We start from the raw sequence: 21,940 nt of genomic DNA on the forward strand, positions 1-21,940 counted from the left end.
CCGAAGCACAGGAGCCCCCGATGACCACCACCGCAGCCCTGACCACCACCACAGCCCTGACCACCACGGCCCCGGCCGTCGCCTCGGCCCCCGTCCAAGCCCCCGCTCCCGCGAGCGAAGACCGCGCGTGCCACCCGCCCGCGCCCGAAACGCGCGGGACACTCGTGCCCGACGACCCCGGAGCGCACCGCGTGCTCACCGGCGACCGGCCCACCGGACGCCTGCACCTGGGCCACTACTTCGGCACCCTGCAGAACCGGGTGCGGCTGCAGGACGCGGGCGTGGAGACGTACCTCGTCGTCGCGGACTACCAGGTGTTGACCGACCGCGATGTCGCCGACCACCTCGCCGAGTACGTCGAGGAACTGGTGCTCGACTACCTTGCCGCCGGCATCGACCCCGAGCGCACCACGGTCTTCGCGCACAGCGCCGTGCCCGCACTCAACCAGCTCCTCCTCCCGTTCCTGAGCCTGGTCTCGGTCGCCGAGCTCCAGCGCAACCCGACCGTCAAGGACGAGATCGCGCACTCGCGGCAGGCGGCGGTCAGCGGGCTGATGTTCACGTACCCGGCCCATCAGGCGGCCGACATCCTGTTCTGCAAGGCCGACATGGTCCCGGTCGGGCAGGACCAGTTGCCGCACCTGGAGGTCACCCGCACCATCGCGCGGCGCTTCAACGACCGCTACGGCGCCGTGTTCCCGGAGCCGGAGGCGCTCCTCTCCGCCGCGCCCCTGCTGCTGGGCACGGACGCCACGAAGATGAGCAAGTCGCGCGGCAACGCGGTGTCGCTGGCCTCGACGGCCGACGAGACGGCCCGGCTGATCCGCCGCGCGACTACCGACGCCGACCGCACGATCACGTACGACCCGGTACGGCGTCCCGGCGTGTCGAGCCTTGTCCTGCTCGCCGCGCTCTGCCTGGACCGCGCCCCGGCCGAGGTCGCGGCGGAGATCGGCGGCGGGGGAGCGGCCCGCCTCAAGCAGGTCGTGACGGACGCGGTCAACGACCACTTCGCCCCGATGCGGGCCAGGCGCGCCGAACTGGCGTGCGACCGAGCGTACGTGCGCGAGGTGTTGCACACGGGCAACGCCCGGGCCAACGTCGTCGCGGACGCGACTCTGAGGGAGGTGCGGGAGGCGATGGGCATGCGGTACGCGTGAGGATGGGCACATGACCGCACGCGTGCTCGACCGCCTGACCGTCCCCTGGATCCCGCTTCCGCACACCATGGACGTGGTGCTGACCCCGGGGACGCCCGACGGGTACGCCGTCACCGCAGCCTTCGCCGTCGTCGTGGACACGCGCGGGCACACCCTCCTCGCCCGGGTCGATCGACCCGGCCGGGGGTGGGACGTACCCGGCGGGCACGTGGCGGACGGCGAGGCACCCGCCGAGGCCGCCGCGCGCGAACTCGCCGAGGAGACCGGGTACATCGTGGACGCCGCGCGGCTCCGGCCGTTCGGCGGACAGCGCATCACCCTGCACGCCGACCCGCCCGCCGACTACGGCTACCCGGCCCGGGCCTACATGGCCTTCCACGCCGTGCAGTTGGCCGGTCCGGGCCCGGACACCCGCCCCGCACCCGACTCCGAGTGCGTGGCGGCGGCCTGGTTCGCACCCGACGAAGTACGCGCGCACTGCGCGGGCGCCGCATGGCTCCCGCTCCACGCCACCCTCGTCACAACACCGTGACCGCGCCGCCCTGGACCGGCACTTCGCCGAGCTCCGGGCGGGTCGCGATCAAGAGGTGCGGCACTGCCGCCGACGGTGCCTTCGGGTCACGCCGCCGTCCGCGCGCCGCCGAGCACACTGCCCAGCAGGTCGTCGAGGCCGACCATGCCCAGCAGTTGCCCGTGCGCGTCGTGCACCAGCGCCAGTGACGCGCGCCGTTCGCGCAGCGCCGCCACGGCCCGCTGGATCGGTGTGTCGATGCCCAACGTCAGGACAGGCGAGGCGAGTTCGCCGGCCGTCGGGGCGTTGGGCGAGTCCGCCCCCAGGCCGCGTATCGCCAGCACCTCGCGTACGTGCAGGACACCGGTCAGGCGCCCGTCGGCCTCGCGGACCAGCAGGCGATTGCGGCCGTTCCGGCGCGACGCCGCCACGATCTCCTCGGGCTTCGCGGCCGCCGGGACCTCGTCGATGCGGTCCGCCGGGACCACCAGGCGGGCCAGCGCCTCGGTGTGCGTGCGCAGCGTCGCGGTCAGCACGTCGTGCTCGGCACTGCCGATCAGCCCCAGGCGGCGCGACTCGCCGACGAGCCGGCGCAGGCCCTCCGCGTCCTTGGGGATGGTCAGCTCGTCCCGGGGACGGATCCGGGCCGCCCGCAGGGCCGCGTTGCTGATGCCGTTGAGGGCGCGCAGCAGCGGGCGTACACCGCGGGTGAAGGTACGGAACGGCGGCGCCAGCAGCAGCGCGGCGCGCTCGGGGTCGGAGATCGCCCACGACTTCGGTGCCATCTCACCGACCACCATGTGCAGCAGCACGATCGTGCTGAGCGCAACCGCGAAGGCCACCGCGTGTCCGGCCGCTGATGGCAGGCCGATCGAGCGGAAGAGCGGGTCGAGCATCGCGGCGAAGGCGGGTTCGGACACGACGCCGAGGCCCAGCGAGCACATGGTGATGCCCAGTTGCGCGCCCGCCAGCATGAGCGTCAGTTCGCGTACGCCCGCCAGCGCCGATCCGGCACCGCGCTTGCGCGCCGCCGCGGCCTGTTCGAGCCGGTGCCGACGTGCCGCCAGCAGCGCGAACTCGGCCGCCACGAAGAAGGCGTTGCCGGCGAGCAGCACGATGGTCGCTATGAAGGCGGGCATCGGGCCGATCCCGGTGCCGCCGCCTGCCGCCATGTCGAGGGAAGAGAGGGAAGAGAGGGAAGAGGTATCCACGGCCGTCACGCCGCCACCTCACGGTGCTCGGCGGCGCCTGCGGTCGCGCTCGCGGCCGGCTGCGGTTCCCGGTCGCCGTCGGACCCGGCGGTGGCCGGCGCCGACACGGCACTCGCATCCAGCGGTACGTGCGTACGCACGCGCACCAGCTCGGGCACATGCCGCTCGACGGTCAGTACCTCGATCTCCACGACCGTGGTGATCGGCCCGTCCGGGTCGCGTGCCTCGTCCGGGTCGGGGATCGTGACCCGGTCGCCGACCTGCGGAAGGCGTCCGAGGCGGGCGATGACCAGGCCGCCGAGGGTGTCGTACGGCCCCTCGGGCAGCTCGGTGTCGATGATGCGCTCGACCTCGTCGACGCGCAGGACGGCGTCGAGGCGCCACCAGCCGTCCTCGGGGAAGGCGTCCACGACGGATTCGACGTCCGACTCGTCGGCGATCTCGCCGACCAGCTCCTCGGCCACGTCCTCGTACGTCACGATGCCGGCCAGCCCGCCGTGCTCGTCGAGCACGATCGCGAACTCCTCGTCGACCGCCCGCAGCTGCTCCAGCAGCGACGACAGGCCGGCGGTGTCGGGGATGAGCAGCGGCTGCCGGGCGATCTCGCCGACCGTCACGCGGTCGGCGTCCTCGGGAGCCACGGCAAGCAGGTCGGCGACGCCGACCATGCCCACGATGTCGTCGACACGATCGCCGACGACGGGGTAGTGCGAGTGACCGCATTCCTGGACCAGGGCGATCAGTTCGGCGGTGCTGCTGTCGGCCCGCACCCGTATGACGTCGGGCCTGGGAACCATCACCTGATCGACCGTCAGGTCGCCGAAGGCGATGGCTCGCTGCAGCATGTCCGAGAGTTCGGGGGCGAGGTCGCCCTCGCGGTCCGCCTCGGCGACGATGTGGCCGAGCTCCTCGGTGGTCGCGCCGCCGTGGATCTCCTCGACCGGTTCGATGCCGAGGGCGCGCACGAGCCGGTTCGCGACGTTGTCGAACATCCGGATGACCGGTCCCATGACCTTGAGGTACGCCAGGGTCGGCCGGGCCAGCAGGACGCTGACGCGCTCGGGTTCGGCGATGCCCCAGTTCTTGGGGATCAGTTCGCCGAGGACCATCTGCACGCCGGTCGCGATGCCGAAGCCGAGCACGAGGGTCACCACGGTGTCGACGCCGGACGGCATGCCGAGAGGGTCGAGCGCGGGGGAGAGGATGACGCTCAGCGCGGGCTGGGCGATGAAGCCCACCAGCAGCGTCGTGACGGTGATGCCCAGTTGCGCGCCGGAGAGCATGAACGAAAGGCGGCGGGTCACCTTGAGGGCGCGCCCTGCGGCGCGGTCGCCGGCCTCGGCGCGGCGGCGCAGCTCGGTGCGGTCGGCCGCGACGTACGCGAACTCCTGGGCGACGAAGAAGCCGGTGCCGACGGTCAGGACGACCACGGCGAGTATGCCGAAGGCGGCGGAGGCGGCGTTCATCGGACATCCTCCCGAACGACGCCGCGCGGATCACTGGCTCGGGAGGGACCGGTACTCGGGGGGTCCGTCTCTTGGGCGGACACACACGCTCCTTGTGAAATCCACGGCGTCCGGAGGTCAGGGCGCCGTGGCAATTTGGGTGACTACTGCTCCTAAAACGTATCACCGCAGAACCGTGTTCCCATGCCTGCCAAATGCCTGCCCCGCAGGTGGAAATGGATGTGGCGGCGGTCACGTGACTGATCGTCAAAAGCTACTGACCGTTAGTACTTGGCGTCGATGCGGGGATCGTGACAGTCTGTGCGGCCGTGGGCACGGTACGCCGAATGGTCGAGCGGATTGTAGGGATCCGTGCCGAGTGGTGCCGGTCCGGCGCTCCTTTGTCGTCCTCAAGTTGCCTCGGAATTCATCCCATCGAGGGAATCCGAACGCGACACGTGTCGACAAGGATGGGAGACGACCCTTCACATCCGCGGCAGCCGAGCGGCGATCACCGGGGGCGGTGTTGAACGACAGCAAGACCGGGCGCAGGCGTTCCGGGGGCCGTGCGGTCCCGCGCCCACGCACGGAGCGCAGCAAATCCGGACAAGTCGGCGAACCGGTCGGCGAATCTCCGGGATTGATCGACAAAATCGAGGAATCCGGCAACGCGGAAGGCGGTTCGTGCGTTCGTACCAGTGTGGGCACCCCACCGGGAGCCCCCGCCGACGCCGGAGCCGGATCAGCCGGTGTGTCCGAGAGTGCGCCTGACGGCGCGACCGACAGCACACCCGTGCGGGCATCCGTCCCCGCATCCGACAGCGGACCCGTCACCGGAGACGTCGGCAGCACGGCAGGCCCACCGGCCGCCGCGCCCGTTCGACCCGACGAGGTGGCGATGACCCGGACGCTCGACGCGTACGCGATACGCCTGGCCGCGCTCAAGGCGTACGACATCACCGGCGTCCGCCCCCGCGAGCTCCAGCGCTACCGCACCCATGGCGAAGTACCCGACGGCCTCACGGAGGAAGTCGTCCGGCGCGCCCAGCAGATCGTCGAGGAGGAGCGCGCCCGGCTGCTGCGCCTGGCCCGCTCCTGACCCCGTACGACCTCGGCCGATCCCGCCGGCCCGCCCGCGGCCCTCAGCTCCGCGCGATGCCGTCGAGCACCTCGGCGAGCCGCGCCGGCTCGGAGAACATCGGCCAATGCCCCGTCGGCACCGCGTGCACCGTCCGGGTACGCGCCGCGGCGAACTCCGCGAAGAACGGGTGGCCGGCGGCCGTCATCTGCTCGACGACCTCCTGCGGGAACGTCGAGGCGACCAGGTGGCTCGGGACGTCGTACCGCGCCGGGTCGGTCAGCCGCAGCGGGCCCGTCGCGACACCCCACGGCTGCGGCGTGCCGCGCTCGCGCAGCAGCGCCAGGTCCGCGTCCGACAGCCCCGCGAGGTTCACCGGGTCCGCCTGCGCGTCGAACGGCGGCACCGGGATCGCGACCCCGCCCGACTCCGCGACCTGCCGCCGGATGTCCTCCTGCTCCTCCGGCTCCGCCGTGTCGATCTGCGCCGTGCCGTCCGCGAGCGGACCGCTGTCGACGAACACGATCCGCGCGACCCGGTCCGGGACACGGTCCAGGGCGCCGTACGCGGTGATGCCGCCGCCGCTGTGCCCGACCAGCACCACATCGCGCAGGTCGTCCTTCTCCAGCAGGTCGACGACCGACTGGACGTGGGCGTCCTGGTCGATGCCCGCGGGGCCTTCGCCGCCGCGCTCGGCCAGTCCCGGCAAGGTGACCGGCACCACGTCGTGCCCCGCCGCCCGCAGCGGTTCGGCGACCCGGTCCCACGCCCACGCGCCGAGCCAGAATCCGGGGATCAGAACGATTGTCGCCATGCTGCATCTCCTTGCCGGGCCCTGCGGAGGCGGGCCTTTGTGCGAGAGCCGCCGATCGCGGCCCTGCTGACAAGGGCGACGCTATGCCCGGTACCTGACACCTTCTGTCAGGTACCGCTCGGATCCCGCGCTTTCCGTCTGCTCGGCCAGAATGCGCAGCCCGGCCTCGGACGGCGAGCCCGCCTCGGCGGTGTAGGTGATCAGCAGTTGGTCCGCGTCGTCCGCCACCCGGAAGGACTCGTACGCGAGCGTGAACACGCCCAGCTCCGGATGTCGCACGTGGTAGCCGCCGTGCGTCTTGTCCCGAACCTCGTGCTCGGCCCACAGCCGCCGGAAGTCCGCACTGCCCTCGCTCAGTTCGCCGATCAACGCGGCGAACGCCGGGTCGCCGGGGTGGCGGCCCGCCGCCAGACGCAGGTACGCCACGGTGTCGCGCGCCTTCGCCTCCCAGTTCACGAACCGGCCCCGCACCTCGGCGTCCAGGAACACCAGGCGCGCCTTGTTGCGGTCCGCCGGGGGCCGCGCGCCCGGATCCACCACCAGCGCCGCGAACAGCGGGTTCCACGCCAGGATCTCGGTGCGCCACCCCGCGATGAACGCGGGCGTGTGCGGCATTGACTCCAGCAGCCGCCGCAGGCCGGGCCGCACCTCCTGCGGCACCGCGTACGCGTCCGCGTCCGCCGGAGCGGCCGACCCTTGCGCGGCCGACCCCAATGCGGGCGATCGCCGCGTGCTCGCCCCCTGCGCCGCCTGGACGAGGCGGTGCAGGTGCTCCCGCTCGTCGCCGCCGAGCCGTAGCGCGCCCGCGACGGCCTCGACGATCTCGTGCGACACGTTGCCGGTGCGGCCCTGCTCGAACCGCACGTAGTAGTCCGCGCTCACCCCCGCGAGCTGCGCCAGCTCCTCGCGCCGCAGGCCGGGGACGCGGCGGCGCTCGCCGTACGTCCGCAGCCCGGCCTCCTCCGGCCCCAGCCGCGCCCGTCGCGAGCGCAGGAACTCTCCCAATTCGGCTTTGTGGTTCATGCAGGTGGTTCCCCGGAATTCTCAGGAGTCTCGACGTCTGTCGCCGAACACCAGCGGAAGGCGCCTGATTCCCGTGTGCCGATTGCTGCGCGTCCACTCCACCGGTCCGGCCGCCTCGACCGTGCCGAAGGTGTCCACCAGTGCCCGCAGCACCGTCCGCGTCTCCAGCCGGGCGAGGTTCGCGCCGAGGCAGTAGTGCACCCCCTGGCCGAACGCCAGGTGCGGGTTCGGGTCACGGCCGACGTCGAAGCGGTCGGCGTCGGCGAACGCTCCCGCGTCGCGGTTGGCCGAGCCCTCCCACACCAGCACCTTGTCGCCCTTCGCGACCGCCGCGCCGCCGAGCACGGTGTCGCGGGTCGCGGTCCGCCGCTTCGACGGCGACGGCGAGGTCCAGCGCATGATCTCCTCGACCGCGCTGCCCATGAGCCGGTCCGGTGCGGCGCGCAGCGCGGCCAATTGCTCCGGGTTCCGGACCAGCGCCCGGACGCCGCCCGCGACCGCGTTGCGGGTCGTCTCCGCACCGGCGGCGAACAACAGGTTGAAGAACATGTGCAGCTCCACCTGCGTCAGGCGCGGCGGATCCACGTCGGCGAGTTCGGCGTGCACGACGAGCGAGAGCATGTCCTCGGTGGGCCGCTCGCGCTTCTCCGCGATGAGGGCGGCGCCGTACGCGAACATCGCCTTTTGTGCCGCGGCCTTCTCGGCGTCGCGGCCCTCGCGGTGGTCGAAGAGGTGCTCGATGTAGCCGAACAGTTCGTGCCGGTCCTCCTCCGGCACGCCGAGCATCGAACAGATCGTCTGCATCGGCAGTTCGCCGGCGACCGCGGCCAGGAAGTCGACCGGCTCGCCCTCGGGCACCGCGGCGAAGAGGGCCCGGGTGCGGCGCAGCAGGTCGTCGCCGAGCAGCGCCACCATGCGCGGCGTCAGGCCCTTGTTCACCAGCCGCCGGATCCTGTTGTGCCGGGGGTCGTCCAGCATGTTCAGCACCAGGCCGCTGGCGGGGGAGTCGGCGAGCATGGTGCCGCCGTGCTCGGACGAATAGGTCTCGGCGTCCCGCAGCACCTCCAGCGTTTCGGCGTACGTCGCCACCGACCAGAACCCGACGCCGTCCGGCGTGTGCGCGGTCGGCTCGTGCCACCACACCGGCGCCTCGCGGCGGTGCACCGCGAACAGGTCGTGCGGGAAGCCCGCCGCGAAGACGTCGAGGTCGGTCAGGTCGACACCGGCCAACGCGGCGGGTGCGGGCTTGCGCATGGAGCCCCCTCACAAAGTCGTCAGGAGACCGTACCGTTTCGGCGCCGAGGGAGGGAGAGCAGCAGGGAGGGGCCGGGGCGAAGGGTCGAGGGAGAGAAGGCGAGGGACGCGGGCTCCTCAGTGAGGTGCCGCAGATACGCCTCCGCAGTTCCTCGACACCTACTACGACGCGGTCGTCCCGGGCTGGCGCTACGCGCCGGCCGGCGGCTACGTGATCGGCCACTACCGGCAGCCCATCTCGTGGCAGCGGCAATTGTCCCCAGGGCAGGACGTCGACCGCTACGGCAGCGAGTCCGGCTCGTTGCTGGCCCCCGACGGATACCTCAAACGCCTGTCCTGACCGCGCCCGACCCCCGAGTGTGATCATGGAGGTGTGGATGCCGCCGACCTCGCCCTGCGCATGGAGCTCAATCTCACCGAACATGCCTGCCACCTGCACAGACGCACCCGGCACATGACCGTCACCGAGACGCCCGACGTGACCGTCGCGGACAGCGGCCTCGACGACGACACCTTCAACATCGTGGCCCACGCCCGCTTCGCGCCGCGCGACGCGGACCTGCGGATCGCCGACACGCTGCGGCACCTGCGCCGGGTCGGCCGCCCGTTCTCCTGGTGGATCGGCCCCGCGTCCGGACCGGACGACCTGTCGCGCCGCCTGGAAGCGGCCGGTGCCCCCTGCGCGGAACAAGGGCTCGCGATGTGGGCGGTGCCGGCCGAAGTCGCCGAGCAACCGGCCCTCGCCACCGGCGTCGACGCCGACGGCGCCGCCGTGTCCGCAACACCCTCCGCCTCGGTCGAAAGCCGCGCCGGCGCCGCGGCCCGGACCCCCGAACTGGAGGTCAGGACCGCCGCGGACGCCGCGGGACTCGCCGACTTCGCGGCCGTCCTCGCCGCCAACTGGACGCCGGAGGCGGCGACCGTCACCGAGTTCTTCGCGGCGACCGCGGCCACCGCGCTCGCGCCCGACAGCGCGTCGCGCTACCTCGTCGGCTATGCGAATGGACGTCCGGTCGCGGCGGCCGAGGTGTTCGGCCACGCCGACGTCGCGGGCATCTACAACGTCGCGACCCTGGCCGCTCACCGCAGGCGCGGGTACGGCGGCACGATGTCCCGCGCGGCGGTGCGCACCGCCGCCGAACTCGGTTGTCCCGTCGCGGTGCTCCAGGCGTCCGGGCAGGGCGAGCCGGTGTACCGCGCGCTCGGCTTCCGGCCGCTCGGGCCGGTCGTGGAGCACGCGGTCAGCGCGGGTCCCCGGCCGATGTGACGGAAGCCGACGCGGTCTGCGAACGCGTCGGCAGCGTCAGGCCGGCAAGCAGCATCAGCGCGGACTCGGACGGCGATCCGGGTTCCGCGGTGAACGTGGACAGCACACAGGAGTCGTCGGGCAGGTGCAGCGACTCGTACTCCAGTGACATGGCCCCGACCAGCGGGTGTTCCAGGCGCTGGGTGCCGTGGCGCTTGCCGCGCACCGGATGCGCGGCCCACATCTCCGCGAACTCCCGGCTCTTGAGCGTGAGTTCGCCGACCAGCTCGGTGAGCTGCGGGTCGTCGTGGTACTGCCCGGCCGCGACCCGCAGGTACGCGACGTTGTCGCTCGCCTTCGCGGCCCAGTCGGGGTAGAGGGCGCGCGTGTGCGCGTCGAGGAACACCAGCCGGGCGCAGTTCGGCCGGTCCGCGGGCCGGTCGGTCGCCGCGAAGTCGTAGTGCGGCGCGAGCAGCGCGTGCCCCAGGCGGTTCCAGGCGAGGATGTGTCCGAACCGGCCGACCAGGATGGTCGGCACCTCGTCGATCGCGTGCACGAGGCGGCGCAGCGGCGCGCGTACCCTCTCGTGTTTCGCGGCGTTGCGGCGCCGAGCCTGCCGCGGGCGGGCGAGGTTGCGCAGGTGTGCGTGCTCGTCCGCGTCCAGGCGCAGGACGCGCGCGAGCGCGTCGAGCACGGCGTCCGAGGCGTTGCCGCTCTGGCCCTGTTCGAGCCGCGTGTAGTACGCGGCACTGACGCCGGCGAGCTGGGCCAACTCCTCCCGGCGCAGGCCCGGTACGCGTCGGCGCGCGCCGTACGCGGTCAGCCCCGCGTCCTCGGGTCGCAGCCTCGCGCGTCGGCTGCGCAGGAATTCTCCCAGGTCATCGCGTCGTTCCATGCCGCCCAGCATCGCCGGAGCGGCGGGTCGCGGCCAGCCGCGAGGGTGTCCCTGTCAGTACCAGGATTCGCAAAACCATGCTCCGCGGGCCTACGTCCGGCAGAGGGCTGGGTACGTCCCGGCGGCCGCGGAACCCTTCTCGGCGTAAGCAGGCAGCACGGCCGGCACCACCGTCCCCGAGAGGCACCCCACGATGTCCACCACCCTGGAAACAGGTTCCGAAAGCGCGCCGCACGCCGGGCCACCCGTACGCACCGGCGACGCGGCACCCAAGATGACGCCGCGCCAGCGGATGATCCTCGTCCTGCTGCTCGGCTCGCAGTTCATGCTGGCCGTCGACTTCTCGATCCTCAACGTGGCGCTCCCGAAACTGGGCGACGGCCTCGGGTTCCGGCTCGCCGACCTCCAGTGGGTGGCGACGTCGTTCGCGCTCGCCGCCGCCGGGTTCACGCTGGTCTTCGGCCGGGTGGCGGACCTCGTCGGCCGACGGCGCATGTTCATGGCCGGCATGGCGCTGCTGATCGTCGGCTCGCTGGTCGGCGGACTCGCACCGACGCCGGGCATTCTGCTGGTCGGCCGGGTGATCCAGGGCCTGGCCACCGCGATGGCCACCCCCGCCGCGCTGTCGCTGCTGACCACGTCCTTCCCGGAGGGGCCGCTGCGCGACCGGGCGCTCGGTCTGAACGGCGCCCTGCTGGCCTCCGGGTTCACCGCGGGCGCGGTGTTCGGCGGCCTGCTGACCGACACGCTCAGCTGGCGCTGGGCCTTCCTCGTCAACGTGCCGATCGCGGCGGCCGTCATCCTGGCGACCCCCGCCGTCATCGCCGAGAGCCGGGCGGCCGGTACGACGCGGCTCGACGTACCCGGTGCGGTCACCGCCGCGGGGGGCCTGCTGGCCCTGGTGTACGGCATCACCCGCGCGGGGGAGGAAGGCTGGGGCGACACGGTCGCGCTCGCGATGCTCGCCGCGGGCGCGGCGCTCCTGGTCGTGTTCTGGTTCGTCGAACTGCACGCGGAAGCCCCGCTCGCGTCGGTGCGGCTGCTGCGTCGGCGTACCGTCAGCTGGGGCAACGTCGGCGGTCTGGTCACCTTCACGATGGAGTCCGCGCTCGTCTACGTCATGACGCTGTACCTGCAGCAGGTGCTCGGGTACTCGGCGTTGCAGACCGGCCTCGCGTTCGGTGTCGTCGGTGTCGCCTGCTTCCTCGGCGGCGTCCTCGCGCCGCGCGTGATCGCCCGCATCGGAAGTGCGGCGGCGCTGGTCGTCGGCCTGGTGCTGCAAGGCGTCACGACCGCGGCACTGTTCAACGTCGGCGACTCGCGCGGGCAGCTCGCCCTGGTGCTGGCCGCCCTGTCGCTCGGCGGCGTCGGCCACCTGTTCGCCATCGTCGGCTTCATGGTCACGAGCACCTCGGGGGTCGCGGACGACGAGCAGGGCCTCGTCACCGGCCTCGCGTCGATGACCCAGCAGGTCGCCCTCGCGATGGGGATCCCGGTCATCAGCTCGGTCGTGACCGCCCGCATGGAGTCGCAGTCCGGCTCCCACTCCGAGGCCGACGCGCTGCTGTCCGGCATCAGCGCGGGCGTGCTGGTGGACGCCGCGATCGTGCTGGCCGGTGCGCTGCTGGTGGCGTTCGTCCTGATCCGCCGCGGGCGGGCCGGGGCGCGCTGACCGGCGGTTCGCGCGGGCGGCGGCGTCCGGCAGCGCAAGGAAGGAGGGAGGGAGCGGCCGCTGTGCGCCCGCTCCCTCCCTCTCCTTCTTTGTCCGCGGTCGACGACCGCTTGTCCGCGGTCGACGACCGCGGACGGCGTGCTGTCAGTCGTCGCTGCTCTGGACGCGCTCGTCGTCGGAGAAGGAGTACGCGGAGCCGCCCGCGGCCGGGGCCGGCGCCTGCCGGGCCCGGCGCAGCATCGAACTCGCCGACTGGAACGTCTGGCGGGTCTTCTTGCTGCTGTAGCTCAGTGCCTGGTCGGCCGCGATGCCCATGCCGCCCGCCGCCGCGAAGGCGTCCTGGTCGGCGCCGAGGAACACGAACACCCAGCCGTAGCGGTCCTGCTGGTGCGTGATCATCTCGCGCACCCGGGACAGCGAGTACTCCGACGACGCGTTCTCCAGTCCGTCGGTGAGGATCACCATGACCACCTCACCGGGGCGCCGGGCGTCGGGCAGCGCCGCGAGGTCCTCGCCGACCTTCGCGATGGTCCGGCCGACCGCGTCCAGCAGCGCCGTCATTCCGCGCGGGCGGAGCGAGAAGTCGGGGACCTCGGCCACCAACTTGTTCTCGTAGACGACTTCGTAGCGGTCGTCGAACTGGTAGAGCGAGACCGTCGTCCGCGCCTCGACGTCGCGCTGGTCCTCCAGGAAGGCCTTGAGCCCGCCCTCGGTGTCCTCCTTGACACTCTGCATCGATCCCGAACGGTCCAGGACGACCGCTATGTGCCGCAGGTCAGGATCGGTCATGTTGTCGGCGCCTCCTCGGTTTCCGCATTCCGCACCACTTCCCGCACGTGTTCCCGCACTTGTCGTGCGCGCGGCTCCTGCCACCATCCTCCATCGCCCCCGCCCGTGCCGCTCGGCAATTCCTGCCCGTTCGCCACGCCTTCCCGCCCGTTTCCAGCTCCGCCGCCCCGTCCCGCCGCTCCTGGGCCTCCCGTGGGCCGGCGCTCGCCGGTGTCGCGTTTCTTCAAGAGCCCCGCCGGGCCGACGCATAACGTGGGCCGCATGACCCAGCGCATCACCGATCTCCTCGCGGCCGCCGCCGAGCGCGCCGTCCCCGTGGTCCGGGGAGTTCCCGACGACCTCCTGGCCGCGCCCACGCCCTGCGCCGACTTCACCGTCGGAGACCTGGCCAACCACCTGTACCAGGTCGTCGTGAACTTCCAAGCGCTGGCGGCTAAGGAGCAGCCGGACTGGGCGAAGGCACCCGACTACCTGCACGGCGCGTGGCGCGACGCGTTCGCCGCCGAGGCGGGGCGCCTCATCGACGCCTGGGCGGCACCCGACAGCGAAGAGGGCGTGTCCCCCGGGATGGGCCTGCCGGCGCGCACCGTGGGGCAGATGGCGCTGCTCGACCTGACCGTGCACGCCTGGGACCTCGCCCGCGCGACACGGCAGCCGTACGAGCCGGCCCCCGCCACAGTGGCGGAACTGGCCGACCTGCTGGCCACCATGGGCCCGACCGCGCGGAAGATGGGGGTGTTCGGCGAGCCCTGTTCCGTGCCTGCCGACGCCGACGACTTCACGCGCCTGCTCGGCGACTCCGGCCGCGACCCCGCCTGGACGTCCGGGAACTGACCGGTGGACACCTGGGGCCGCGTGGCGGCCCCGGGTGACACGTAGCATGCGCTGATGCCGACGAATCCGCAGCGCCATGTGTCCTTCGACCGCCTCCACAACTTCCGCGACCTGGGCGGATACCCGGCTGTCGACGGCCGCGTCGTGGCGTGGGGGCGGCTCTACCGGTCGGATTCGCTCGGCAAGCTCCACGGCGACGACGCCCGCGCGGACCGGGAGCGGTTCCTCGCGCTCGGCATCAGGACCGTCGTCGACCTGCGCTACCCCTGGGAGATCGCCAAGCGCGGCCGCGTCCCCGAGCGGGACGGCCTCGGCTACCACAACCTGAGCATCGAGCACCGGCCGTACGACCAGGCGGCCCTGGGGCCGGACGTCGACGTCGAGCCGTTCCTCACCGAGAAGTACGTCGAGGTCGCGCTTGACGGCGTCAAGGAGATCCGCGGCGCGCTCGACGTGCTCGCGGCGCCCGGCGGCCCGGCCGTGTTCCACTGCGCTTCCGGCAAGGACCGCACCGGCATCATCGCGGCCCTGGTCCTGACCCTCCTGGGTGTCGAGGACGAGGTGATCGTCGCCGACTTCGCGCTCACCGGGCTCGCCACCGAGCGGCTCGTCGCCGACTGGTACACGTGGGTCCCGCCGGGGCGCGAGCTCACCTGGCCGGGCTACGGGCAGGCCCCGGCGGGGCTGATGCGGGGGTTCCTGGCGTGGGCCGAGGCGGAGTACGGCTCACTGCGCGGCTATGCCGAGGCGCAGCTCGGGGTGGACGACGCGCTCGTGGCGGCGCTGCGGGCGCAATACCTGGTGGCCGCCGAGTAGTTGCCGGTGCCGGGAGGGCCGTCTCGCGTCAGCGCCCCGGCCGGGTGCGGGTCAGAGCCAGTCGCGGCGCTTGAACACGACGTACAGGGTGACGCAGACCAGGGCCATCAGCCCGATCGCGAACGGGTAGCCGGCAACCCAGGTGAGCTCCGGCATCTCGGTGAAGTTCATGCCGTAGATGGTCCCGATGAGGGTCGGGGCGAACAGGATGGCCGCCCACGCCGAGATCTTCTTGACCTCTTCGTTCTGGGCGAGGCTCACCTGGGTCAGCTGCTTCATCTCCTCGTTCTGCTTCTGCGTCACGAGGGTGGCGTTGACGGACATGATGTTCTGCAGCATCTGGCGGAATCCGTCGACGCGTTCCACGACGGTGGTGGCGTGGTCCTCGACGTCGCGGAGGTAGCGCCGCAGTTCGTCGTCCACGGAGTACTTCTCGAAGCCGAGCGACAGGTCGCGCAGGATGCCCAGCAGCGGGCGGCCCGCGCGCTGGAACTCGATGACCTCGCGGCCGAGTTCGTAGATGCGGCGGGAGACGTTGGGCTCGCCGAGGAAGACCTCGGTCTCGATCTCGTCGATGTCGTGCTGGAGTCCGGCCACCACGGGCGCGTACTCGTCGACGACGGTGTCGAGGATCGCGTACAGCACCGCCTCGGGGCCCAGCCGCAGCAGGTCGGGGCGCTCCTCGACCCAGCGGCGCACGGCGGCCAGGTCCGGCGCCTCCGCGTGCCGCACCGTCAGCACGAAGTTGCGACCCATGAAGACGTGCAGCTCGCCGAAGTCGACCTCCTCGACGTCGTCGAGGTAGCGCGCGGCGCGCAGGACGGCGAACAGGGTGTCACCGTAGCGCTCCAGCTTGGGGCGCTGGTGTGCGACGATCGCGTCCTCCACGGCCAGTTCGTGCAGCCCGAACTCCTCGGCGGCGGAGAGCAGTTGGTCCTCGGCGGGACGGTAGAGCCCGATCCACGCCATGGCGCCGGGGCGGTCGTGCAGGCTCCGGTACGTCTCGCCGAGTGTGGCCGGGGACGCGACGCGGTGGCCGTCGACGTACAGCGCGCTGTCGATGAGGCTGTTCTCGACGGGGGCCGAAGGCGGATCGACCGGGCGCGGGTCCATCGACTGCTCGGGCGCCGCCTCGCGCGGGTCGCTCGGGGACGTGTGCCTGCGGCCGCGCAGATAGGAACGGCGCCGGTCGCTCATCGGTCGTCGCTCATCGATCGTCGCTCATCGGTTCTGGTCCATCGGGCGGGGCCTCCGGGGTTCGCGCGCCGGGAACGGCGTCGGGGCCGACCGCGAAGAGCGGTCGGCCCCGACTATTGTCCCTTTTGCCACGGATTTTTCGCGGATTTACCGCCCGCGGATCCGGGCGCCCCGACGGTCCGGGGTGCCTCAGCCGCCGTAACGGCGGTTGAACTGCTCGATCCGGCCGGCCGTGTCCAGGACGCGGCCCTTGCCGGTCCAGAACGGATGGCTGGCGGCGGAGATGTCGACGTCGACGACCGGGTAGGTCTTGCCGTCGGTCCACTCGACGGTCTTCTCGCTGTCGAGGGTCGAGCGCGTCAGGAACGCGAAGTCCGCGGACTTGTCGCGGAACACGATCTCGCGGTACTCGGGGTGGATGGCGGAACGCATGAGAGCCTCCTGTGCGGCAGTTGTGCGGCTGATGGGCACCGGCTGCGGCCGTGCGGGCAGCGGGTGCGTTCGGCGGGTCAGCGCTCCTCGCGGAACACCACGTGACGCCGGGCTACCGGGTCGTACTTGCGCAGCGCCAGCCGGTCCGGATCGTTCCGGCGGCTCTTGCGCGTCACGTACGTCTGGCCGGTGCCTGCCGTCGAGCGCAGTTTCACCACGGGGCGCAGGTCGCTTCGTGCCATCGGGGGCCTCCTCGTTTCTCTCGGCGCCGCGATTCCGACCGCGGCACATGAGTGAGAACGATTTCCGGTCGCCAATATTCCACCAGGGCATCGCCGCAGGTCAGAGCTCGAACGGCCCCTTCCCCATCTGGTCGCGGACGGTGACCACCGGCGGGTTGAGCAGGGCCCGGCGCTGCCAGTTGGCGCCGTCGACGACGAGCGTGTGGCCGGAGATGAACCGGGCGTACGGCGACGTGAGGAACGTCGCCGCCCAACCCAGCTCACGGACCCGGCCGACCCGCAATGCGGGCTGGAGGGGGTCCTTGTCGTGTTCGCGATCGACGTTGCCGCGGATGTCGGCGGTCATGTCGGTGTGCGGGAAGAGGCCGGGGACGAGGCCGTTGATCTGGATGCCGTACGGGCCCCACTCGACGGCGAGCGTCTCGACCATGTTCTTGACGCCGGCCTTGGCGGCGGCGCTGTGTGCGAAGCCGGGGCCGCCGGTCCAGGCGTAGGAGGCGCCGATGTTGACGATCGAGCCGGGCGTGCCGACCGCGAGGTGCCGGCGGGCGAACTCGCGGGCGCAGAAGTAGGTGCCGTTGAGGGTGATGTCGACGACGGTGCGCCACGCGTTGGGCGACATGTCCTCGGCCGGGACGGGGAAGTTCGCGGCGGCGTTGTTGATCAGGATGTGCGGCAGCCCGAAGTGCGACTCGGCGGCGTCGAACGCCGCCGCGATCTGCTCGGGGTCGCGGATGTCGCAGGTCACCGTCGCGACCCGGCCGCCGAGGCCTTCCAGCCCTTCGCGGGCGGACTTGAGGTGGTCGTCCTTGCGGCTGGCCACCACGATGTCCGCGCCCAGGCGGGCGTACTCGCTCGCGATCGCCTTGCCCAGGCCGGTGCCGCCGCCGGTGACGAACACCACGGTCCCGTCGTAGGTGCCCTGCGGCAGCGCGCTGGCACCCAGCGGCGCGGGCTCCGGCAGGCCCTGGTACGGGCCGGTGCCGTCGCTCTGGTTCTGGCTCTGCTCGGCCTGCGTGTCGGCCTGCGAGGGGTTCTCGGTCATGTGGGCGGCTCAGCTTCCCGTGAAGTTCGGCGGTCGGTTCTCGGCGCGCGCGGCGCGGAACTCCGCCAGGTCGTCGGAACGGCTCAGGTACGTCTGGGCGATCAGCTCCTCGGCCATCGAGCTGCGGACCTCCGGCTCGGCGAGGTGCTTGATCACCCGGCGCGCGGTCTTGACGGTCGCGAACGGGGCCGCGGCGATCTTCTCGGCCATCTCGCGCACGGTCGCGTCCAGTTGGTCCGCGGGCACCACACGGGACACGACGCCGTGCGCGTACGCCTCGGCGGTGTCCATCGGACGCCCGGTCAGCACCAGGTCGGAGGCCACCCCGTGGCCGCAGATCTGGAACAGCCGGCCGACGCCGCCGGTGTCCGGGATGACGCCGTGCGTGGTCTCCGGCAGCATGAACCGGGCGCCCTCGGCGGCCACCCGGATGTCGGCGAGCAGCGCGCGCTGGAACGACGCGCCGATCGACCAGCCCTTGCACGCCACCAGGATCGGCGCGTCCAGGTCGAACATCTGCTGCACGCCGCGGTGCCCGCGGGTCATCAGCTCGTGGTGGGTCATGGTGACCTGGCCGCCGCCGATGGCCCCCACGTCTCGGCCGGACGAGAACGACTTGCCCTCGGCCCGCCAGATCACCGCCCGCACATCCGTACGCGCCCGCAACTCGGCCAGGATCTGCCACAGCAGCTGGTCCATGTCGTCGTCGAACGCGTTGTGCTTGTCCGGATTGTTGTTGGTGATCGTGGCGATCGGGCCGTCGTACTCAAGCAGGACTTTGTCCGCCACTTGGCCTCCGTCGGTGCTCGGCGTGGATCTGACGATGTGTCACTTGACCTGCATATACCAACGGGGCAGCGGTTTCGAGGGCAGGGCGGGTGGCCCGTTCGGCGGATGCCCGGGAAAGAGGCGTGTGGCGCCCGGCGGGAGTGTTGCGAATCACCGATCCTGGAGGCAGATACCGCGTCGGACGGGAGCCCTCATGAAGGTCCAACTGCGCCACAACCCCTCGTTCACCGTCGCCCGGTGCGTGCTCGCCGGCGGCGAGCAGATGCGCGCCGAGAGCGGTGCGATGCTCGCGCACAGCGCGGGGGTCTCGATCGACGCCAAGATCGAAGGCGGCCTGATGCGCGGCCTGAAACGCAGTGTGCTGGGTGGCGAGTCGCTGTACCAGACCACCTTCACCGCGCCCCCGCAGGGCGGCTGGGTCGACGTCGCGGCGAACCTCCCGGGCGACGCGATCACCATCGACCTGGAGCCGGGGCAGGACCGCTTCCTGCTGACCAAGGGCTGCTGGCTCGCCAACTCCGCCGGCGTCACGATCGACACCAAGTGGGGCGGCGCCCGCAACCTCTTCGGCGGCGAGGGCGGCTTCCTCGTCGAGGCGTCCGGGCAGGGCGTCGTCATCGCGAGCTGCTTCGGCGCCCTCGACGTCATCGACCTGGAGCCCGGCGAGCAGGTCGTCGTCGACACCGGGCACGTCGTCGCCTACGCCCCCACGATCACCTTCCAGATCCGCCGCGCGGTCCAGGGCCGGTCGATCCAGAGCATGAAGTCCGGCGAAGGCTTCGTCTTCGACTTCACCGGCCCGGGCCGCGTCCTGGCCCAGTCCCGCAACCCGAGCGGCCTGATCTCCTACCTCACCGCCAACATGCCCGGCTCCCGCGCGTAGCGCGAGGCCGCGGGGCTCAGCCCTGGTCGCCGGCGGACTCGTAGGCGTCGATCTCGGCGAGCAGCGCGGATTTGTCGCCGGCGTCGAGGCACGACGCGCGGACGCCGTTGCGGGCGAGGTCGACGAGGGTGCCGGTGGAGAGGCCGAGCTCGCGGGCGAAGCGGTACTCGCCGAGCAGCGTCGTGCCGAACATCGGCGGGTCGTCCGAGTTGAGGGTGACCATCAGGCCCTCGGCGATCATGCGCGGCAGGGGGTGGTCCTCGGGCCGCGCGACCGCCGCGGTGCGCAGGTTGGAAGTGGGGGAGACGTCGAGCGGGAGCTGCGTGTCGCGCAGGTACGCCACCAGCTCAGGGTCGTCCATGCTCCGGATGCCGTGCCCGATGCGCTCGGCCTTGAGCGCGCGGATCGCGGACCACACGCGGTCGGGACCCTCGACTTCGCCCGCGTGCGGGAGGCTCTTGAGACCGGCCGCGCGGGCCCGGGCGAACACCGCCTCGAACGGGTCCCGTTCGACCTCGATGCCGCCGACACCGAAGCCGACCACGCTTGCGGGGCCGTGGGCGAGCACCGCGTCCAGGGTGAGTTCACCTGCCTCGGCGCCGAACTGGCCCGCGAAGTCGGGGATCCAGCGCAGCCGGATGCCGGTCTCGCGTTCGGCCTCGACACGGCCGGCCTCGATCCCGGCGAAGACCACCTCCGCGGGGATGCCGCGCACGAGGTGGCTCTGCAGGCTGACGTGGACCTCGGCGTACCGGACGTTCTGGGCGGCGAGCGCGCGGCCGGTCACGGCGGCGAGCAGGGCGAAGTCCTCCTCGTCGCGCAGGCCTTCGAGGGCCTTGACGTAGACCTGGATGAAGTGCGGGAAGTCCTTGAAGGCGTACCACGCTTCGATGGCCTCGACGGTCTGAGGGATGCTGTCGAGCCGGTGCTTTCGGGCCAGCGTCAGCAGTGTTTCGGGCAGCAGCGAGCCCTCCAGGTGCACGTGCAGCTCGACCTTGGGCAGGCCGGCGATGAAGGCGTCGGACGCGGACGGCGCCGTGGCGGGGGCTGCGGTGTCGGCGGCGGGGCTGGGTGCGGGGACGGTCACGCGGTCTTCTCCCGTGCTGTGTCGAGCGTTCCGACCATTCGATCACGCCGCGTGCCGACGGTGCCGCGCGGCCTCCGGCCGTGCCGACGTGCAGCGCGGCCTCCGGCTGCCGCGCGTGGCGTCGTACCGCTCCGGGGGACCTCAGGCCGCGCCGCGGAAGAGCCGCCGGTACGCCTGCGGGGTCGCGCCGCGGCGCTTGAGGAAGTGGTGCCGCAGCGTCGCCGCGCTGCCGAAGCCGGTGTGGGCGGCCACCGAGTCGACCGTCATCTCGGTCTCCTCCAGCAGCTCCTGCGCCGCCAGCACCCGCTGGGCCACCAGCCACTCGTACGGCGTCGTGCCCGTCTCCTGCTGGAACTTGCGGGCGAAGGTGCGCTGCGACATGTGCGCGTACGCCGCCATCTGCTCGATCGTCACGTCGTTGCCCAGGTTGTCCTGGAGCCAGTCGAGCGTGGCCTGCATCTGGCTGCAGTCGGGGGCGGCGAGCGGGCGCGCGACGTACTGCGCCTGGCCGCCCTCGCGGTGCGGCGGCACGACCATGCGTCGGGCGATGGTGTTGGCCACCCTGCTGCCGTTCTCCTGCCGCACGATGTGCAGGCAGGCGTCGATCCCGGCCGCGGTGCCGGCCCCGGTCACCACCCCGCGGTCCTCGATGTAGAGGACGTCCGGCAGGACCTCGGCGGCCGGATGCCTGCGCGCCAGCCGCTCGGCGTACATCCAATGGGTGGTGCAGCGGCGCCCGTCGAGCAGTCCGGCCTCCCCTAGCATGAACGCGCCCGAGCACATGCTGAGCACGCGCGCCCCGCGGTCCACGGCGTCGCGCAGCGCCTGGAGCAGCCCCTCCGACTCGGGGTCGTCGTCGGCGCGCAGGCCGGACGCCGGAACCACCACCAGGTCGGCGGCCGCGATGCGTTCGAGCCCGTGCTCGACCAGGATCGAGAAGCCGCTCGCCGTCGCGACACTGCCGGGCTCGGCGGATGCCACGGCGAAGTCGTAGACCGGCAGCCCGTGGTCGCTTCGGTCGATGCCGAAGACCTCGCAGGCGACGCCGAGTTCGAAGGGATGCACGCCGGGAACGGCCACGGTGACGACGTTTTGCAGCATGTCGGACACTCTGCCAGAACAATCGAGCGAATGGCAGTATCTTGTCAGAAGATGGCAGTCCTGCCACTCGTGCCGTCGGCTCGCCGACGGCAGTCTGGACACATGACGACGACGATGATCCTCCTCGGAGCCCCCGCCCTCCTCGCCCTCCTGGGCTACCTCGCGGCAAGCGGCCGCATCGCCGACAGCCGCGACGGACGCGACTGGCAGTCCGGACACGGTCCCCGGTACATGCCCTCAGATACGCCCGACACGGCCGAGCCCAGAGTGTCGGCCCGCGGCGGCGGCAAGGGCGCCCTCGCCCGCCGCGCCTTCGGCTCCCGCCAGGTCGAGTTCGTCGCGGTCACCCGGGACCGCGACGAGCACGGCACCCTCGTGTGACCCGTACCCGCCGAAAACGCCGCCGAGGTCCGCGG

General features: G+C 72.0%; 24 protein-coding genes. 10 read left to right on the top strand and 14 right to left on the bottom strand.

What is annotated here, in order from left to right; genetic code table 11:
- Positions 1 to 20 precede the first annotated feature (20 nt).
- Positions 21 to 1,160 (top strand): tryptophan--tRNA ligase, encoded by a 1,140-nt coding sequence (gene trpS / locus AB0C36_RS05685; protein WP_358349704.1) that lies wholly within the window; start codon positions 21 to 23, stop codon positions 1,158 to 1,160.
- 10 nt (positions 1,161 to 1,170) lie between these two features.
- Positions 1,171 to 1,692 carry an NUDIX domain-containing protein gene (locus AB0C36_RS05690; protein WP_358349707.1) on the top strand — a complete coding sequence of 174 codons (522 nt, stop codon included), beginning with the start codon at positions 1,171 to 1,173 and terminating at the stop codon, positions 1,690 to 1,692.
- An 86-nt stretch (positions 1,693 to 1,778) separates the two neighbouring features.
- Here the strand turns inward: AB0C36_RS05690 and AB0C36_RS05695 are convergent, their stop codons facing one another.
- Together AB0C36_RS05695 and AB0C36_RS05700 are read right to left on the bottom strand one after the other, a co-directional pair.
- Positions 1,779 to 2,810, bottom strand: coding sequence for a CNNM domain-containing protein (locus tag AB0C36_RS05695; RefSeq protein ID WP_358349710.1), 1,032 nt, complete (start codon positions 2,808 to 2,810; stop codon positions 1,779 to 1,781).
- 77 nt (positions 2,811 to 2,887) lie between these two features.
- Entirely contained in the window at positions 2,888 to 4,348 is a 1,461-nt protein-coding gene (locus AB0C36_RS05700) for a hemolysin family protein (RefSeq protein WP_358349712.1), read from the bottom strand.
- An 877-nt stretch (positions 4,349 to 5,225) separates the two neighbouring features.
- Between AB0C36_RS05700 and AB0C36_RS05705 the strand changes: the two genes are divergently transcribed.
- Entirely contained in the window at positions 5,226 to 5,426 is a 201-nt protein-coding gene (locus AB0C36_RS05705) for a hypothetical protein (protein WP_358349715.1), read from the top strand.
- Between the two features lie 43 nt (positions 5,427 to 5,469).
- On the opposite strand, the gene AB0C36_RS05710 is transcribed toward AB0C36_RS05705, so the two are convergent.
- The 3 genes from AB0C36_RS05710 to AB0C36_RS05720 all read right to left on the bottom strand — a co-directional run bounded on the left by AB0C36_RS05710 (position 5,470) and on the right by AB0C36_RS05720 (position 8,496).
- On the bottom strand, positions 5,470 to 6,219 hold the full coding sequence (locus tag AB0C36_RS05710; protein ID WP_358349716.1) for an alpha/beta fold hydrolase: 750 nt from the start codon (positions 6,217 to 6,219) through the stop codon (positions 5,470 to 5,472).
- An 81-nt stretch (positions 6,220 to 6,300) separates the two neighbouring features.
- Positions 6,301 to 7,242 carry a helix-turn-helix transcriptional regulator gene (locus tag AB0C36_RS05715; RefSeq protein ID WP_358349719.1) on the bottom strand — a complete coding sequence of 314 codons (942 nt, stop codon included), beginning with the start codon at positions 7,240 to 7,242 and terminating at the stop codon, positions 6,301 to 6,303.
- Positions 7,243 to 7,263: 21 nt separating this feature from the next.
- The gene (locus AB0C36_RS05720; protein ID WP_358349722.1) at positions 7,264 to 8,496 is read right to left on the bottom strand and encodes a cytochrome P450; all 1,233 of its coding nucleotides are present in this window, start codon (positions 8,494 to 8,496) and stop codon (positions 7,264 to 7,266) included.
- A gap of 211 nt (positions 8,497 to 8,707) precedes the next feature.
- Here AB0C36_RS05720 and AB0C36_RS05725 point away from each other — a divergent pair, with 211 nt between their 5' ends.
- Together AB0C36_RS05725 and AB0C36_RS05730 are read left to right on the top strand one after the other, a co-directional pair.
- Entirely contained in the window at positions 8,708 to 8,836 is a 129-nt protein-coding gene (locus AB0C36_RS05725; protein ID WP_358349725.1) for a hypothetical protein, read from the top strand.
- Positions 8,837 to 8,896: 60 nt separating this feature from the next.
- Positions 8,897 to 9,763 carry a GNAT family N-acetyltransferase gene (locus AB0C36_RS05730; protein WP_358349764.1) on the top strand — a complete coding sequence of 289 codons (867 nt, stop codon included), beginning with the start codon at positions 8,897 to 8,899 and terminating at the stop codon, positions 9,761 to 9,763.
- Here the strand turns inward: AB0C36_RS05730 and AB0C36_RS05735 are convergent.
- A complete protein-coding gene (locus AB0C36_RS05735; protein ID WP_358349727.1) occupies positions 9,738 to 10,637 on the bottom strand; it encodes a helix-turn-helix domain-containing protein in 900 nt (299 codons plus the stop codon). The two genes, AB0C36_RS05730 and AB0C36_RS05735, sit on opposite strands and share 26 nt — an antisense overlap.
- 193 nt (positions 10,638 to 10,830) lie before the next feature.
- Between AB0C36_RS05735 and AB0C36_RS05740 the strand changes: the two genes are divergently transcribed.
- Complete coding sequence (locus AB0C36_RS05740; RefSeq protein WP_435838985.1) at positions 10,831 to 12,309, top strand: MFS transporter; 1,479 nt, start codon at positions 10,831 to 10,833, stop codon at positions 12,307 to 12,309.
- A 144-nt stretch (positions 12,310 to 12,453) separates the two neighbouring features.
- Here the strand turns inward: AB0C36_RS05740 and AB0C36_RS05745 are convergent, their stop codons facing one another.
- Entirely contained in the window at positions 12,454 to 13,098 is a 645-nt protein-coding gene (locus AB0C36_RS05745; RefSeq protein WP_358349730.1) for a vWA domain-containing protein, read from the bottom strand.
- 261 nt (positions 13,099 to 13,359) lie between these two features.
- Here AB0C36_RS05745 and AB0C36_RS05750 point away from each other — a divergent pair, with 261 nt between their 5' ends.
- Positions 13,360 to 13,932 carry a TIGR03086 family metal-binding protein gene (locus AB0C36_RS05750; RefSeq protein ID WP_358349733.1) on the top strand — a complete coding sequence of 191 codons (573 nt, stop codon included), beginning with the start codon at positions 13,360 to 13,362 and terminating at the stop codon, positions 13,930 to 13,932.
- 54 nt (positions 13,933 to 13,986) lie between these two features.
- A complete protein-coding gene (locus AB0C36_RS05755; protein ID WP_358349735.1) occupies positions 13,987 to 14,748 on the top strand; it encodes a tyrosine-protein phosphatase in 762 nt (253 codons plus the stop codon).
- A 51-nt stretch (positions 14,749 to 14,799) separates the two neighbouring features.
- On the opposite strand, the gene AB0C36_RS05760 is transcribed toward AB0C36_RS05755, so the two are convergent.
- From AB0C36_RS05760 to AB0C36_RS05780, 5 genes are all read right to left on the bottom strand, one after another.
- Entirely contained in the window at positions 14,800 to 15,945 is a 1,146-nt protein-coding gene (locus tag AB0C36_RS05760; RefSeq protein WP_435838986.1) for a magnesium and cobalt transport protein CorA, read from the bottom strand.
- Between the two features lie 189 nt (positions 15,946 to 16,134).
- Complete coding sequence (locus AB0C36_RS05765; RefSeq protein WP_358349738.1) at positions 16,135 to 16,377, bottom strand: type B 50S ribosomal protein L31; 243 nt, start codon at positions 16,375 to 16,377, stop codon at positions 16,135 to 16,137.
- Between the two features lie 77 nt (positions 16,378 to 16,454).
- Complete coding sequence (rpmG, locus tag AB0C36_RS05770) at positions 16,455 to 16,619, bottom strand: 50S ribosomal protein L33 (RefSeq protein ID WP_358349740.1); 165 nt, start codon at positions 16,617 to 16,619, stop codon at positions 16,455 to 16,457.
- Positions 16,620 to 16,719: 100 nt separating this feature from the next.
- The gene (locus AB0C36_RS05775; protein ID WP_358349743.1) at positions 16,720 to 17,664 is read right to left on the bottom strand and encodes an SDR family oxidoreductase; all 945 of its coding nucleotides are present in this window, start codon (positions 17,662 to 17,664) and stop codon (positions 16,720 to 16,722) included.
- A 9-nt stretch (positions 17,665 to 17,673) separates the two neighbouring features.
- Positions 17,674 to 18,453, bottom strand: a complete 780-nt coding sequence (locus AB0C36_RS05780) for an enoyl-CoA hydratase/isomerase family protein (RefSeq protein ID WP_358349745.1) — start codon at positions 18,451 to 18,453, stop codon at positions 17,674 to 17,676.
- A gap of 193 nt (positions 18,454 to 18,646) precedes the next feature.
- Here AB0C36_RS05780 and AB0C36_RS05785 point away from each other — a divergent pair, with 193 nt between their 5' ends.
- A complete protein-coding gene (locus tag AB0C36_RS05785) occupies positions 18,647 to 19,336 on the top strand; it encodes a TIGR00266 family protein (protein ID WP_358349747.1) in 690 nt (229 codons plus the stop codon).
- Between the two features lie 16 nt (positions 19,337 to 19,352).
- Here AB0C36_RS05785 and add read toward each other — a convergent pair whose 3' ends face one another.
- Together add and AB0C36_RS05795 are read right to left on the bottom strand one after the other, a co-directional pair.
- Complete coding sequence (gene add, locus AB0C36_RS05790) at positions 19,353 to 20,423, bottom strand: adenosine deaminase (protein ID WP_358349750.1); 1,071 nt, start codon at positions 20,421 to 20,423, stop codon at positions 19,353 to 19,355.
- A gap of 141 nt (positions 20,424 to 20,564) precedes the next feature.
- A complete protein-coding gene (locus tag AB0C36_RS05795) occupies positions 20,565 to 21,524 on the bottom strand; it encodes a helix-turn-helix domain-containing protein (RefSeq protein WP_358349753.1) in 960 nt (319 codons plus the stop codon).
- Positions 21,525 to 21,626: 102 nt separating this feature from the next.
- On the opposite strand from AB0C36_RS05795, the gene AB0C36_RS05800 reads away from it, so the two are divergent.
- A complete protein-coding gene (locus tag AB0C36_RS05800) occupies positions 21,627 to 21,905 on the top strand; it encodes a hypothetical protein (RefSeq protein WP_358349756.1) in 279 nt (92 codons plus the stop codon).
- Positions 21,906 to 21,940 lie beyond the last annotated feature (35 nt).

Origin of the sequence: Streptodolium elevatio, from assembly GCF_040649515.1 — a bacterium.
GTDB lineage: Bacteria > Actinomycetota > Actinomycetes > Streptomycetales > Streptomycetaceae > Yinghuangia > Yinghuangia elevatio.